Annotated in this window: 14 protein-coding genes and 1 tRNA gene; 7 read left to right on the top strand and 8 right to left on the bottom strand. The window is 72.2% G+C overall.

Annotated elements, in window-relative coordinates; translation table 11 throughout:
- Window positions 1–35: 35 nt before the first annotated feature.
- The 3 genes from HYQ63_RS20405 to HYQ63_RS20395 all read left to right on the top strand — a co-directional run bounded on the left by HYQ63_RS20405 (window position 36) and on the right by HYQ63_RS20395 (window position 3,158).
- Window positions 36–1,256, top strand: a complete 1,221-nt coding sequence (locus HYQ63_RS20405; protein ID WP_179935253.1) for a DNA polymerase III subunit delta' — start codon at window positions 36–38, stop codon at window positions 1,254–1,256.
- Window positions 1,257–1,449: 193 nt separating this feature from the next.
- Window positions 1,450–2,988: an alpha/beta hydrolase gene (locus HYQ63_RS20400; RefSeq protein ID WP_179935252.1), complete on the top strand. Its 1,539-nt coding sequence runs from the start codon at window positions 1,450–1,452 to the stop codon at window positions 2,986–2,988.
- A 96-nt stretch (window positions 2,989–3,084) separates the two neighbouring features.
- Window positions 3,085–3,158: transfer RNA gene (locus tag HYQ63_RS20395), tRNA-Thr, on the top strand.
- A 64-nt stretch (window positions 3,159–3,222) separates the two neighbouring features.
- Here HYQ63_RS20395 and HYQ63_RS20390 read toward each other — a convergent pair.
- Window positions 3,223–3,477 carry a hypothetical protein gene (locus HYQ63_RS20390; protein ID WP_257231979.1) on the bottom strand — a complete coding sequence of 85 codons (255 nt, stop codon included), beginning with the start codon at window positions 3,475–3,477 and terminating at the stop codon, window positions 3,223–3,225.
- 239 nt (window positions 3,478–3,716) lie between these two features.
- Here HYQ63_RS20390 and HYQ63_RS20385 point away from each other — a divergent pair, with 239 nt between their 5' ends.
- The gene (locus tag HYQ63_RS20385; RefSeq protein ID WP_373689124.1) at window positions 3,717–4,610 is read left to right on the top strand and encodes an RNA polymerase sigma factor SigF; all 894 of its coding nucleotides are present in this window, start codon (window positions 3,717–3,719) and stop codon (window positions 4,608–4,610) included.
- Window positions 4,611–4,632: 22 nt separating this feature from the next.
- Here HYQ63_RS20385 and HYQ63_RS20380 read toward each other — a convergent pair whose 3' ends face one another.
- Both HYQ63_RS20380 and HYQ63_RS20375 read right to left on the bottom strand, forming a co-directional pair.
- The gene (locus HYQ63_RS20380; protein ID WP_179935202.1) at window positions 4,633–5,526 is read right to left on the bottom strand and encodes an IS982 family transposase; all 894 of its coding nucleotides are present in this window, start codon (window positions 5,524–5,526) and stop codon (window positions 4,633–4,635) included.
- A 182-nt stretch (window positions 5,527–5,708) separates the two neighbouring features.
- Window positions 5,709–5,876, bottom strand: coding sequence for a hypothetical protein (locus tag HYQ63_RS20375; RefSeq protein WP_009716824.1), 168 nt, complete (start codon window positions 5,874–5,876; stop codon window positions 5,709–5,711).
- Window positions 5,877–6,008: 132 nt separating this feature from the next.
- Between HYQ63_RS20375 and HYQ63_RS20370 the strand changes: the two genes are divergently transcribed.
- The 3 genes from HYQ63_RS20370 to HYQ63_RS20360 all read left to right on the top strand — a co-directional run bounded on the left by HYQ63_RS20370 (window position 6,009) and on the right by HYQ63_RS20360 (window position 7,739).
- Entirely contained in the window at window positions 6,009–6,365 is a 357-nt protein-coding gene (locus tag HYQ63_RS20370) for a PRC-barrel domain-containing protein (RefSeq protein WP_179935250.1), read from the top strand.
- 64 nt (window positions 6,366–6,429) lie between these two features.
- On the top strand, window positions 6,430–6,600 hold the full coding sequence (locus tag HYQ63_RS20365; protein ID WP_179935249.1) for a hypothetical protein: 171 nt from the start codon (window positions 6,430–6,432) through the stop codon (window positions 6,598–6,600).
- Window positions 6,597–7,739, top strand: a complete 1,143-nt coding sequence (locus HYQ63_RS20360; RefSeq protein ID WP_179935248.1) for a glycosyl hydrolase family 8 — start codon at window positions 6,597–6,599, stop codon at window positions 7,737–7,739. The genes HYQ63_RS20365 and HYQ63_RS20360 overlap by 4 nt, the downstream gene beginning before the upstream one ends.
- Before the next feature lie 392 nt (window positions 7,740–8,131).
- Here HYQ63_RS20360 and HYQ63_RS20355 read toward each other — a convergent pair whose 3' ends face one another.
- The 5 genes from HYQ63_RS20355 to HYQ63_RS20335 all read right to left on the bottom strand — a co-directional run bounded on the left by HYQ63_RS20355 (window position 8,132) and on the right by HYQ63_RS20335 (window position 14,111).
- A complete protein-coding gene (locus tag HYQ63_RS20355; RefSeq protein WP_257231977.1) occupies window positions 8,132–8,932 on the bottom strand; it encodes a polyprenyl synthetase family protein in 801 nt (266 codons plus the stop codon).
- A gap of 61 nt (window positions 8,933–8,993) precedes the next feature.
- Window positions 8,994–10,643, bottom strand: a complete 1,650-nt coding sequence (locus HYQ63_RS20350) for a GAF domain-containing sensor histidine kinase (protein ID WP_179935247.1) — start codon at window positions 10,641–10,643, stop codon at window positions 8,994–8,996.
- Entirely contained in the window at window positions 10,640–11,329 is a 690-nt protein-coding gene (locus tag HYQ63_RS20345; protein WP_009716830.1) for a response regulator transcription factor, read from the bottom strand. Before HYQ63_RS20345 ends, HYQ63_RS20350 begins: the two co-directional genes overlap by 4 nt.
- A gap of 191 nt (window positions 11,330–11,520) precedes the next feature.
- The gene (locus HYQ63_RS20340; protein WP_179935246.1) at window positions 11,521–12,198 is read right to left on the bottom strand and encodes a response regulator transcription factor; all 678 of its coding nucleotides are present in this window, start codon (window positions 12,196–12,198) and stop codon (window positions 11,521–11,523) included.
- A complete protein-coding gene (locus HYQ63_RS20335; protein ID WP_179935245.1) occupies window positions 12,195–14,111 on the bottom strand; it encodes a PAS domain S-box protein in 1,917 nt (638 codons plus the stop codon). The genes HYQ63_RS20340 and HYQ63_RS20335 overlap by 4 nt, the downstream gene beginning before the upstream one ends.
- Window positions 14,112–14,113: the final 2 nt, after the last annotated feature.

Genomic DNA, 14,113 nt, shown 5'->3' with positions numbered 1-14,113 from the left:
ATGGGACGCGTTGGGCACGAACGGCGGAGGCAGCCATGGCGGTATGGGACGACCTGGTCGGGCAGGACCGAGTAGCGGCCCAGCTGACCGCTGCCGCGCACGACGCGGACGCGCTGGTCACGGCCGGTGCGTCGGCCGAGCCCGCCGCCGAGCCCATGGCGTCGTCCAAGATGACGCACGCCTGGCTGTTCACCGGACCGCCCGGTTCCGGCCGGGCCACCGCCGCCCGCGCCTTCGCCGCCGCGTTGCAGTGCGTGAGCCCCGACCGGGCGCTCGGCGGCGCCCCCGGCTGCGGTTTCTGCGACGGCTGCCACACCGCCCTGGTCGGTACCCACGCCGATGTGGAGGTGGTGCGTACGGACATGCTCACCATCGGCGTCAAGGAGACCCGCGAGCTCGTCCGCCGCGCCCAGCTCTCCCCGGCGGGCGGCCGGTGGCAGGTGATCGTCATGGAGGACGCCGACCGCCTCACCGAGGGCGCGGGCAACGTGCTGCTGAAGGCCGTCGAGGAGCCCGCCCCGCGCACCGTATGGCTGCTGTGCGCGCCCTCCCTGGAGGACGTGCTGCCCACCATCCGCTCCCGCTGCCGCCTCCTCACCCTCCGTACGCCCCCGGTGGACGCCGTCGCGGACATCCTGATCCGCCGCGACGGCATCGATCCCGAGCTGGCCGCCTCCGCCGCCCGCGCCACCCAGGGGCACATCGGCCGCGCCCGGCGGCTGGCCACCGACGAGCGGGCCCGGGCCCGCCGCAAGGCGGTGCTGAAGCTCCCGCTGCGCATCGACGACGTGGGCGGCTGCCTCAAGGGCGCGCAGGAGCTGGTCGACGCGGCGGCCGAGGACGCCAAGCAGGTCGCGGAGGAGGTCGACGCCAAGGAGACCGAGGAGCTGCGCGCCGCGCTCGGCGCCGCCGCCGGTACGGGCGGGCGGCTGCCGCGCGGCACGGCCGGGGCCATGAAGGAGCTACAGGACCGCCAGAAGCGCCGCGCGACCCGCACCCAGCGCGACAGCCTCGACCTGGCCCTGACCGAGCTGACGGGCTTCTACCGGGACGTGCTGGCCCTCCAGCTCGGCTCCCAGGTCGCGCTCGCCAACACCGATGTGCGGGACGCCCTGGAGCGGGTGGCGTCCGGCTCGAAGCCGGAGCGGACGCTGCGCAGGATCGAGGCGGTCTCGGCCTGTCGCGAGGCGCTGGACCGCAATGTGGCGCCGCTGCTGGCGGTGGAGGCGATGACGATGGCGCTGCGCGCGGGCTGAGCGTGGCGCGGCCGCCGGAGTGCGCGCGGTCGCGGGCCGGTCGTGGGCTGGTCGCGGGCCGGCTGTGGGCCGGCTGTGGGCGGCTTCCTCACCCGTACGAGTGAGCACGGGGCCGCATGGAGCGTAGTCGGACGGATACCCTCCGTATCGCTGGCGACTCCTCGCCAGCACTCGCGACCCGAGGGATTCGCCGATGGCCACCAGCCGCAGCAGCACGCTCACCACCATCGGCGTCGCCGTCGCGGGCGCCGCCCTGCTGTTCTCCGGCTGCTCCGTGGGAGCCTCGGCGCCGCGCGCCGCGGCCATGCCGACGGCCGTCCCCACCGCCCTCAGGCCCTACTACGAACAGACTCTGACCTGGCACAAGTGCCCCGGCGGCGCGGGCTTCGACTGCGCCACGCTGAAGGCCCCGCTCGACTACGCCAGGCCCGGCACCGGCCAGGACCTGAAGCTGGAGGTCTCCCGGAAGAAGGCGACCCGCTCCGCCCGCCGCATCGGCTCGCTCCTGGTGAACCCGGGCGGTCCGGGCGGCTCCGCGATCGGCTATCTCCAGAGCTTCGCGGCGATCGGCTACCCGGCGCCGGTTCGCGCACGGTACGACCTGGTCGCGATGGACCCGCGCGGCGTGGCCGGGAGCGAACCCGTCACCTGCCTGAACAACCGGCAGATGGACACCTTCACCCGGACCGACCAGACCCCCGACGACCCCGCCGAGACCCGTCGGCTCGTCGCCGCGTACAAGAAGTTCGCCCGCGGCTGCGCGGCCCGCTCCGGCCGCGTCCTCGGCCATGTCTCGACCGTCGAGGCGGCACGCGACATGGACCTGCTGCGCGCCGCCCTCGGTGACCGCAAACTCGTCTACGTCGGCGCCTCCTACGGCACCTTCCTCGGCGCCACCTACGCCGACCTCTACCCGGCCCGCGTCGGCCGCCTCGTCCTCGACGGCGCCCTCGACCCCACGCTGACCTCCCGGCGCATGAACCGCGACCAGACCGCGGGCTTCGAAACCGCCTTCACCGCCTTCGCCCGCGACTGTCTCCACCGCTCCGGCTGCCCCCTCGGCACCGGCACCGTGGCGAGCGCCCGCAAGCGGCTCGGCGCCCTCTTCCGCCGCATCGACTCCCACCCGGTCCGCACCGGCGGCTCCCGCACGCTGACCGAATCCCTCGCCACCATCGGCGTGATCACAGCGATGTACGACGAGGGCGCCTGGCCCCAGCTGCGCACGGCCCTCCGCGCGGCCCAGCGCGGCGACGGCAAGGGCCTGCTGGACCTCGCCGACCTCTACTACGAGCGCGACACCGACGGCCGTTACGCCAACCTCATGTACGCCAACCCCGCCGTCAACTGCCTCGACCTCCCACCCGCCTTCCGCACCCCCGCCGACGTCCGCACGTCCCTCCCCGCCTTCGAGAAGGCCTCCCCCGTCTTCGGCAGGTCCCTGGCCTGGTCCGCCCTGAACTGCGGCTACTGGCCCGTCCGCCCGACCGGTCGCCCCCACCCCCTCCGGGCCAAGGGCGCCGCCCCCATCGTCGTCGTCGGCACCACCCGCGACCCCGCCACCCCGTACCGCTGGGCCCGCGCCCTCGCCTCCCAGCTCACCTCCGCCACCCTCCTCACCTACGACGGCGACGGCCACACCGCCTACGCCCGCGGCAGCCGCTGCGTCGACACCGCGATCAACACCTACCTCCTCACCGGCCCCACCCCCACCCACCGCCGCTGCACCTGACCTCCCGGTCCGCCGCCCCGGAACCCCGTACGGAGCACCCCCCGGGACTGTGTAGACTTGGCGAAGCTGCTGTTGCCGATCAGGCACCACCAGCATGCCGCCTTAGCTCAGTCGGCCAGAGCGACGCACTCGTAATGCGTAGGTCAAGGGTTCGATTCCCTTAGGCGGCTCATCCTGAAGCCCAGGTCACACCTCGTGTGACCTGGGCTTTTTGCTGAGCGTCTCGCGCTCTGTTCAGGAGCCGCCACCGCCACCGCCACCGCCGCCTCCGCCGCAGCCGCCACCGCCTCCGCCTCCGCAGGACGAGCCGCCGCCGCACGAGGAGCCTCCGCCGCAGGAGGAGCCGTCGGCGCTGCCGCCGGTCCACCAGCTGTTGGAGCCGCGGCGCCTGCCGCCGAGGGGGGTGTTCCTCGGTCCGGTCCTGCCCGCTTTGGCGATGAGCGAGATGACTGCCACGCCGATCAGGGCGGCCATCACGACAGTGAACATGGAACCCATCGAGTTCTCACCTTTCCTAGCTGGTCACCGTCGTAGACGAGTTGGGGAAGGTCAGCGGTTCGCCGCGGGTGGCGATCTTTGGGGAATCCGTCCAACGGGTCGGGTGGCCAGGTCAGTTGGGGGGAAGGAGGGGCCCCGGTTGTCTGCGGAGCTCTCTTTGTCGCTCGATGAATTGGGCATGGGGGTGTGAATGCGGGGTAGGCGGGTCCTCGTTCAGCTGAAACAAGCCGATGGGCAGGGAGGGCGAAGTGAACGGCACGGCAACCGTGGATTCGTCGGAGCTGACGGCAGGGGAGGCTGAGCGGACGTGCGGAGTGGTGGGGCTGCCGGCCGTGGCGGACCCGACCAAGGTGACGCCACAGGACGCTCGTGCGCTGACCAAGGTCTTCCTTGACCGGCTGACCGAGTTGGAAGAGGGGACGCACGACTACCAGTACGTGCGTAACACCCTGATCGAGCTGAATCTGTCGCTGGTGCGGTACGCCGCCCGGCGGTTCCGCAATCGTTCGGTGGAGATGGAGGACGTCGTCCAGGTCGGGACGATCGGGTTGATCAAGGCGATCGACCGGTTCGACCTCAGCCGTGAGGTGGAGTTCACGACCTTCGCCGTTCCGTACATCGTCGGTGAGATCAAGCGGTTCTTCCGTGACACGAGCTGGGCAGTGCATGTGCCGCGCCGGTTGCAGGAGTTGCGGATCGACTTGGCCAAGGCGAACGAGGAGCTGTTCCAGCGGTTCGACCGGTCGCCGACGACGACCGAGCTGGCCGAGCATCTGAACCTGAGCGAGGACGAGGTCCTCGACGGGCTGGTGGCCAGCAATGGTTACAGCACCTCGTCGCTGGACGCGCCCGCCGATCCCGAGACCGGTACGACCCGCGTCACCACGTATGCGGACCGGATCGGTGAGGTCGATCCCGCGATGGAGGTCGTGGAGAACTTGCACGCCCTCAAGCCGCTGGTGGAGCAGCTCGGGGACCGGGACCGGCGCATCCTTCAGATGCGGTTCGGTGAGGAGATGACCCAGTCCGAGATCGGTGCCGAGTTGGGTGTCTCCCAGATGCATGTGTCGCGGTTGCTCACGAAGTCGCTGACGCGGCTGCGGCGCGGGATGCTGGCCGACTAGACGAGTAAGTCCGAAGGCTTGGTCAGTGGTCGTAGGCGATCAGTGATCGGGTGATGGATCGGCCTGTGGCGCGGTTGTGCCAGATCGCGGCCGTCATGGCCAGGATCCGTTGTCCGACACGGGCGAGGACGCCGGCGGGGGTTCTCGCTCCGTGGCGCTCGAGGTCGAGCTGGCCCTTGAGGGTGTCGTTCACCGACTCGATGAGCTGGCGGATGGGCTTGAGCAGGTATTCGCCGGGCCGCGGCTTGTGGGAGCGGTAGCTGGGCCGCAGGAGGGTCAGGCCGTGCTCGGCCAGGAAAGCGTCGAGGTGCTTGGACACGTAGCCCTTGTCACCGATGATCGTCTGCCCGGGGTGTGTGGCCAGCAGGTCTTGGTCGCCGGTGAGCATGTCGGCCAGCACCTCGCGTTCGTCGATTTTGGGGTTGGCCAGGGCCCAGGCGATCGGCAGGCCGCCGGGCGTGCACACAAGGTGGAGCCGCAGGCCCCAGAAGAACCGGGAGTGGGAGGGGCAGTAGCCGTACCCGGCCCAGCCGGCCAGGTCGGAACGCTTCACGGTGGGCCGTGAGCGGGCGCACTCCACCGGTGTGGAGTCCACGATCCACACGTCGTCGTGCCACAGGTCGCTGTCGCGGGCGAGTGTGCGGATGAATGTGCTGATCAGCGTGTTCCCGGCTCGCAGGCGCTTGTTGTAGCCGGACTGTCCGGGCAGGTAGGGAAACTCGGCGGCCAGGTGGGCGCGTGCGAAGCGCAGCCATCGGGCTTCGGAGACGAAGCCGAGCAGGGCCTGCATGACCGCGAGGGTCAACAGCTCGGCGTCCGTCAGTCTGGGTGGGCGGCCCCATCGCCGCGTTCCTGCCAGAGCGTCATCGATCTTCACGTACAGTGCTGTCGCGAGGGTCTCGAGGTTTGTCGTCACAAACGAACCAACGAGACCCTCGCTTCATGCGCCCGGAGACTTCGGACTTACTCGTCTAGGCCCGACGAGGCCCGACCCGGCCAACTCGGCCGACTCGGCCGATCAGTTCGAGCGAAGCTCGATGAACGTATGAGTGGGGCCCGACCGAGAATCCGGTCGGGCCCCACTTTCCTTGTGGTGTGCTACCAGCGGTACCAGCGTCCCCTGCGGCCGCCCGTCGTGGGACGGACGATGAAGCCGAGCAGCCAGACCGCGAGAACGATGACGGCGATCCACCACAGTGCCTTCAGGGCGAACCCGGCACCGAAGAGGAGGAGCGCGAGAAGCAGTACCACGAGAAGGGGGACCATGATTATCAACCTCCGCCGCCCGAGTACCCCTCCGCGAATGGCACACGCCTGATCATTTCGGTCAGTTGTCGAACGCCGTCGCGAGGCGCAGCCTGGAGATGTAGAGGGTGGCCAGGGCGGAGGGTGATGGTCATGATCCAGCCGGCTGATATCCGTGAGTGGCGCGACCGCGATGTCGTGGACGACGAGGGGCGCAAGATCGGCGCGCTGGAGTCGGTCTACGTGTCGACGTCGACCGACCAGCCCGAGATGGCGACGGTCCGTACCGGGATGCCTACCCGGCACCGCCTGGTCTTCGTTCCCGTGGACGACGCGATCGTGGGTCCGGGCTACGTGAAGGTGGCGTATGCGCGGACGTTGGTGAAGAAGGCCCCGTCGCTCGGTATGGACGATGTGCTGCCCGTCGACGAGGAGGGCGCGATCTTCCAGTACTACGGCAAGGCGTACCAGGCGGGCCCGGGCGGTCAGCGGCGGCTCGCCCGCCGCTGACGGGGTGCGCGGGTGGTTGTCCTCGGGGTCAGTTGTCCCTGATGAGGGGACGGGAGGTCGCGCGGTGGCTCTCTTCCTCTTCTTCGTGATCGTGGCGATGGTGCTCGGGCTCATCGGCACGATGGCGCACGGGCTGAGCTATCTGCTGATCGTCGGCGTGGCGGTGTTCGTGGCCGATCTGATCTTCCTGGCCGTGCACTGGTCGCGGCGGGCGCGGCGGCGGCCACTGCGATGAGGACGGGGCGGGTCGGCGTTCCGTTCGGCGCCCATTCCTTCCCGTACGCCCCCGGTACGCTGCGGCTCTCCGGCGACCCGGCGGCCGCCGACCAGCGGGTTCTGGAGCACTACCGGCTGTGGAAGAGCCATTTCGTACGGCCCCGGGGCGATGGCTCGTGCGCGGTGTACGCCCCCGACGCCGCGTATCCGTACGTCGCCGAGGCGCAGGGCTACGGCATGGTGATCAGCGCGCTGATGGCGGGCGCCGACCCCGATGCGCGGGACGTCTTCGACGGAATCCTCCGGTATGTCCTCGCCCATCCGTCCTCCGGTCATCCCGATCTGCATGCCGCCCAGCAGGACGCTGCGGGACGGGACGTCGGAGGGGCGAATTCCGCGACCGACGGTGACCTGGACATCGCGTACGGGCTGCTGCTCGCGGACCGGCAGTGGGGCGAGGGCTACCGGGCGTGGGCGCTCCGCCGGATCGACGCCCTCCGGGAGACGGAGCTGCCCGCGGCGGGCGGGCCGATCAAGCTGGGCGACTGGTCCTCGGGCCACTTCGACGAGGTCTCCCGCACCTCGGACTGGATGCCCGGCCACTTCAGGGCGTTCCGGGCGGTGACGGGTGACCCGCGGTGGGGCGAGGCGCTGGACACGCATCTGTCGCTGGTGGGGGCGCTACAGCGGCAGTACGCGCCGGACACCGGGCTGCTGCCGGACTTCGTGGTGGACGCGGGGAGCGATCCGAAGCCGGCCCCTGGGCGGGTGCTGGAGAGCGAACACGACGGTGACCACCACTGGAACGCCTGCCGCGACCCCTGGCGGATCGGCGTGGACGCGGTGGTGAGCGGCGACGCGCGGGCGCGGGCGGCCGCCGGGCGGATGGGGCGGTGGATGTGCGCGGCGACGAACGGTGATCCGGGCCGGATCCGGTGCGGGTACCGGCTGGACGGCGCGGCGTACGGGGAGGGCGCGTCCGGGGCGTTCGTCGCGCCGTTCGGGGTGGCGGCGGTGGTGGGCGGCGGCGGGCAGGAGTGGCTGGACGCGCTGTGGGAGTGGATGGCGGCGTCGCCGCCGGTGCCGGACCGGTACTACTCGGCGAGTGTGCAGTTGCAGGCGATGCTGGTGGTCAGCCACAACTGGTGGCCGCCGTAGCCCGGTCCCCGGGTGGAATCGGGTGGCGCCGGGCGGGGTTTCCGTGGGGTGGAGACGCACAGCGGACCGAGCGAGGGGGCGGGCGCGGGCGAGTGCCGGTGCCGGTGCCGGTGCCGCGGCGTGGGCGACTGCCGGTGCGGTGGCGGGGGCGGTGGCCGCGCGGCGGGGTGCCGGTGTGGCGGTGCGGGCGCCGGGGTGCGGCGGGTCGTGGCGCGGGCGCTGGTACGGCGGCGGGAGCCACTGGACCCCGGGGCGCTGACCCGGTTGCGGCGGTTCGGGGAGGCGCTGTCACGGGGCGAGCGGCCGTCCTGAGCGCGGGCCGTTTTGAGCGCGGGCCGTTCCGAGGTCGGCGGTTCTGAAGGGTGGCCAGCAGGCGGTGGCGGCTGTCGGTCTCAGGTGGCCTCCGCCACCGCGTCGCATAGCTCCGCAAGGGCCGTGCGGGCCGGGCAGGGTGGGAGGGGGGCGAGGGCTGCGCGGGCTGCGGCGCATTGGCGGAGCACCTCGTGGCGGGCCTCGGTCATGGCCGGGGCCGTCGGGTCGCCGGAGAGCAGGACCGGCAGGGTGGGGGCGCCGTGGACCGGGGACCGCAGTTCGGCGGCGAGGTGGCGGGCCACGCCCAGCCGCTCGCCGTACACCGCGAGGGTGTCCGCGATCTCCTCCGTGGCGCCGGAGGTCAGCGCGCCGAGGCGGCCGGAGACGGCGGTGAGGGCGCCGGTGCGGGCGGCCAGGGTCCTCAGGTGGTGGGCGACGGGGTCGTGGCCGTCGCGGGGGCCGGTCGTCTCCAGGATCTGACCGGTGACCAGGACTTTGAACGCGTCGGCCTGGAGCTGTACGGCCCGCGGCCCCAGCCCGGCCAGGAGGCGGGAGGCGCGGGCGAAGAGGAAGTCGCCGATGAGGACGGCGACCGTGGGCCTCGCCTCGTGCCGTACGTCGTCGTGGTAGCGCGTCGCCAGATAGGTCAGCTCGACGACGACCGCCGCGGGCACCACGCCCGGTGCGTCCGGGTCGCCGAACCGGGCGGCCAGCAGCACCAGCAGCGGACGTAAGCGGCGGCCGCCCGGGCGTGCCAGATGCCGGGCGGCCTCGGAGATGAACGGCACGTCGCTGCGCGTGGCCTCCACGAGGGTCTCCTCGACCGCCGCCAGCGCGGCCCGCAGGTCCGGTTCCCGCGTGTGGTTCCCGACGACGGTCACCCGGGGCTCCATTCGCAAGGGTCAGAGGGCAGCAATGTCTCATATGTCGCTCGGGTTCGACTCAGGGCTCGGCCGGGACCGTGGCCCGGATCCGGCTGCCCTGCCCCGGGCGGCTGTCCACGAGCAGGGTGCCGCCCACCTCGCGGGCCCGTTCCCGCATCGAGAGCAGCCCGAGGTGGCCGGGGAACGTGCCCTGGGAGTCGAAGCCCACGCCGTCGTCGGCCACGGTCAGCGTGACCGTGCCGGGGCCGCTGAGCAGGTGGAGGGTGACGTTCCGGGCCCGGGAGTGCTTGGCGATGTTGTGCAGCGACTCCTGTGCGATCCGGTACAGGGCGTGCTTGGCCTCCGGCGTGGTCTCCGGCTCGGATCCGAGCGTCGCCTCGGCCGTGATGCCGTACCGGTCCCGCAGCGTCTCCAGGTGCTGGGTGAGCGCGGCGACCAGGCCCTCGGCCTCCAGTGACTCGGGGCGCAGCTGGCACAGCAGGGTCCGGGTCTCGGCGATGGCGACGTCCGCGAGCCGCCTGATGTACTCGATCGGCTCGGCGAGCTGGGCCAGCTCGGCCACTCCGGTCGGCGCTGCCAGATCGCGTTCCAGCAGCTCACGGGCGGTACGGGCGCCCAGAGCGATGCCGTACAGCGCCTGCGAGACCGAGTCGTGCAGCTCCCGGGAGACCCGCCGGCGTTCCTCCCGTACCGCCGTCTCCCGGGCGGCCGCGCGCTGCCGGTCGTCCTCCACCGCGCACGCCGCATGGCCCGCGATCACCTCCAGGACGGTCATGTCGGTCTCGCCGGGGCGGCGGCCCGCCGGGAAGTGGCAGCACATCGCGCCGATCACGGTGGTCCCGCGCAGCAGCGGCCAGGCGGCCACCGCGCCGCGTGCCGGGGACTCCCCGGTCCCGGCCTCGCCCCAGTGGATCACGGGCGCGGCGCCCGCGATCGCCTCCAGCGCGGGTGTGCGGGACGGCGGGGTGTGCCCGTGGCCGCCGCCCGCCATGCGCAGAACGGCGCCCGGTCCGGGCTCCAGGAGGTAGACGGTGCAGCTCGCGGCGGTGGTACGGGCCACCGCGCCCGCGGCCAGGGAGTCCAGGATGCGCCGTACGGAACCCTGTCCGGCGGCCGCGGCGGTGGTGGCGGCCACTCGGCGCAGCTGTTCGCGGCCGCGGAGCCGGGCCACGGCGAGTCCGGCGGGCTCCGCGAACATCCGGACGGTCCGCACATCGGCCCGGGTGAGCCGTCGGCCGCCGCGCCTCGTCGCGACCTCGATCACGCCCGCGACCTGGCCGCGCACCAGCAGCGGCGCGTCCAGTACGGAGGTCAGGGCCGCGTCGTGCGGGACACGGCGAAAGGGGGACTGGCGCTCGCCCCCGGAGACCGTGGGTCGCCCGGCGCGGATCGCCTTGCGGGCGGGCGCGGACCCGCCCGGGGTCAGCAGCCCGCGGGGGATGGCGTCCGGGGCCCCGTCGGTGGCGCGTACCGCCAGGACGTCGCCCGGCTCCAGCACCATCACCCGCGCCAGGTCGGAGCCCAGCAGCTCGCGCAGCCGGGCGGCGATCAGCCGCAGCACCTCGTCGCCCGGCTCGCCCGCCAGGACCTGCTCGGTGACCTCGGCGAGCGCCGCGCGGCGCCGCCGCCACCGGAACGGGAAGCCGCGCCCCAGGCCGGACCCGCAGCCGCACCCGTACCGGTGCCCATGGATCTCAAAAGCGATCACGCCGACCACCACTGCTCCCTCGTCGTGGACTCCAGCGCCTCGGGCGGGGTCAGCTCACCGGCCGGCACCAGGCCCGACTGCACCGCGTACACCGCCGCCTGGGTCCGGCTGTGCACGCCGAGTTTGGTCAGGATGTGGCTCACGTACGTCTTCACGGTCTGCTGGCCGATCCGCAGATCGCGGGCGATCTCCTTGTTGGCCTTGCCGCGGGCCAGCATGGTGAGCACCTCGGTCTCCCGCTCGGTGAGCTGTTCGGGGCCGCTCGGCTCGCGGACCTGGCCCATCAGCCGGGAGATCGCGGCGGGGGAGACATGGATCTGACCGGCGGCCGCGGCCTTCACCGCGTTCCTCAGGTCGTCGGCCTCGGCGTTCTTCAGCAGGAAGCCGATCGCCCCGGCCCGTACGGCGCCCATCACCATGGCGTCGTCGAGGGAGCTGGTCAGCGCCACGACCTCGACCTCGGGGATGTCCTGGCGGATCTCCGCCGTGGCCGACACCCCGTCCATCACGGGCATCAGCAGGTCCATCAGGACGACGTCGGGGCACAGCTCCCGGGCCAGCCGTACGGCCTCGCGGCCGTTGGTCGTCTCGCCGACCACCTTGATCTCGTTGTCGAGTCCCAGGATCATGCGCAGGCCCTGCCTGACCACCGCATGATCGTCTGCGATCAGAACGCGAAGCGCCACGTTGACTCACCTGCCCAGGGAACGAGAACGACGGGAACAACGGAACGGAGCGTCCAGCTGCGCGCAGGGGGTGCGCACGGGAGGGAAACCCGGTGAGTGCTGTCCGGAATTCCATCAGTCGGGGGATTTCGTCCCCCATTCGTCCGCCCCCGGTTGGCGGAGGCGCCGGGAGGGCCGGGAGGCCCCGGTCCTCACTCCGGTTCGACGGGGCGGAAACCCCACTCGGTGGCTTTCGCGACCGCCTCCAGCTGCGAGCGCACCTCCAGCTTCTCCAGGATCTTGCGCACATGGGTGCGCACGGTCGCGTAGCTGATGCTCAGCTGCTCCGCGACCGCCCGGTTGTCCAGGCCCTGGCTCATCAGGGTGAGGATCTCCTGCTCGCGCCGGGTCAGGCTCTCCAGCCGCCCGGTCTGCTCGGCGCTCGAGCGCGCCGACTCGCGGTGCCGGGACAGCACCTCCACCAGGGTTCCGGCCGGGATCAGGGTCTCGCCCTCGGCGGCGGAGCGGATGGCGGAGGCGATCTCGTCGCCGCTCGCCGACTTCAGCAGATAGCCGCAGGCGCCCGCCTCCACCGCGGCCAGCAGCGCGGAGTCGCTGGCGTCGGCGCTGAGGATCACGATCGCGCAGGAGGGGTCATGGGCCCGGATGCCCGCGGCCGCGTCGGCCCCGGTGCCGTCGGGCAGCCGGAAGTCGATCAGGGCCACATCGGGGGACAGCTCCTTGGCCATGGGCACGGTCTCGGCGACCGAGTCGGCCCACCCGACCACGGTCAGGTCCCCGTACTCGGCCAGCAGTGCCCACAGCCCCTCGGCGACCACCCGGTGGTCCTCGACGATCAGGACCTTGGTCAGCTCCGCCGGGGCGGTCACGGCTCCGGTTCCCCTTCCGCGGAGGGGGAGCCGAGGGTCGAGGCGCCGAGGGCCGGGACCGGCGGATCGCCCAGCGGCACCCAGAACTCGACGGTGGTGCCCGCGCCCGGGGCGCTCTCGATGCGGCACCAGCCGCCCGCGATCTGGGCGCGCTCCTGGATGAGGGACAGCCCGAGGTGGCCCGGGCGGGACTCGACTTCGAGGGGGTTGTAGCCCTGGCCGTCGTCGACGATCCGTACGAGACAGCCCTCGTCCAGCCCGAGCAACTGGACGTGCACCGTCTTCGCCCGGGCGTGCTTGCGCACGTTCATCAGGGCTTCCTGCGCGGTCCGGTAGATCAGCGCCATGGTCTCGGCGGGCGGCTTGGCCGCGAGCCGGTCCTCCAGCCGGTAGGTGAGCCCGGTCTCGGTACGGATCTGCTCCAGCAGCCCGCGCAGCGCGGCGGCCAGGCAGCCGTGCTCCAGGCTGGACGGGCGGAGGTCGAAGATCAGCTGCCGCAGTCGGCTCAGGGACAGCTTCAGGGTCTCGTCCAGCTTGTCCATCACCCGCTGCTCCTCGGGGTCCCGCAGCCGCCGCCGCAGCTGCTGGAGCCGGAGGCTGGCCGCGGTGATCACCTGGATGGTGTCGTCGTGGATGTCCGCGGCGATCCGCCCGCGCTCGACCTCCTGGGCGTGGACGAGATGGCTGAGCAGGGCCTGCCGGTCCCGGTCGGTGACCTCCAGCAGCTCCAGGCTGCGCTCCAGGACGAACTGGGCGCGCTGCACCTCGGTGATGTCCCGCACGGTCAGGACGGTCAGCAGCCCCTCCTCGGTGCGCAGCGGGCTGATGCTGACGTCGGCCGGGAACTGCTTGGTGTCGCTGCGGCGGCCGACCAGCTCCATGCTGTGGCCGAGCGGTTCCTCGGACTCGTCCCACTCGCGCAGCGAGATGGTCAGCGGCTGGTCGGGCAGCAGTGCCTCGACGGCGCGGCCGATGAGATGGTCGCGGTCGTAGCCGAAGAGGGCCTCGGTGCGGTTGTTGACGGCCTGGATGCGCCCGGCGGTGTCGACGATCATCATCGCGTCCGGGGAGGACTCGATGAGCTGGCGGAACCGGCTCTCGGCGGCCCGCAGCTGGCTCAGGTCGGCGACGAAGACGACGCCGCGGGCCCGCTTGCCCTGGAGGTGGCCGCCGCTGAACTGGGCGGGGAACTCGGTGCCGTCCCGGCGGCGTCCCGCCATCGCGGAGGGCGCGCTGAACACCCGGCCGATGAGCTGTTCGGAGGCGGTGCGGTAGCGCTCGGGTACGAGGTCCCGCAGCCGCTTGTCGCGCAGCTCGGCCGAGCTGTAGCCGAACATGTGCCGTACGTGGGCGTTCGCGAACTCGATCCGGCCGCGGGAGCCGAGGACCACCACTCCGCAGGGGGCGTGGCCGAGCAGGTCCACATACGACTCCTCCAGCCGTCCGCCCACCAGGTCCTCGAAGCGCCAGGAGGCGCGGTCGGCGCGGCGCAGCGGCTCCGCGCAGTCGGCGAGCAGATCGGCGGACATGGAGAACTGGTCGCGGGCGGCCCTGTTGATCGCCTCGAGTATCTCCTCGGCGGGGGTGCCCTTGACCAGGTAGCCGGTGGCACCGACGGCGAGCATGTTGAGGACGGTCTCGCGGTCGCCGTGGGCGGACAGCGCGACCACACGGGCCTCGGGGGCCTGGTCACGGATGGCGCGGACGCTGCCCGGGGCGTCGCCCTTGGGCATGTGCACGTCCATGATCACGACGCGGGGGTGGTGCTCGACCGCCTCGTGCACGGCCTGCTCGTGGTCGTTGGCAAGGCCCACGAGTTCCAGGTCGGGGTGGGAGTCGATGAGGTCCGCGAGGGCTTCCCGGACTGCCGGGTCGTCATCGGCCACCACAACGTCGATCCGGTCGTCACCCATCG

This window comes from Streptomyces sp. Rer75 (assembly GCF_013414305.1).
Classification (GTDB): domain Bacteria; phylum Actinomycetota; class Actinomycetes; order Streptomycetales; family Streptomycetaceae; genus Streptomyces; species Streptomyces himastatinicus.
This window is presented reverse-complemented; position numbering and strand designations above follow the sequence as displayed.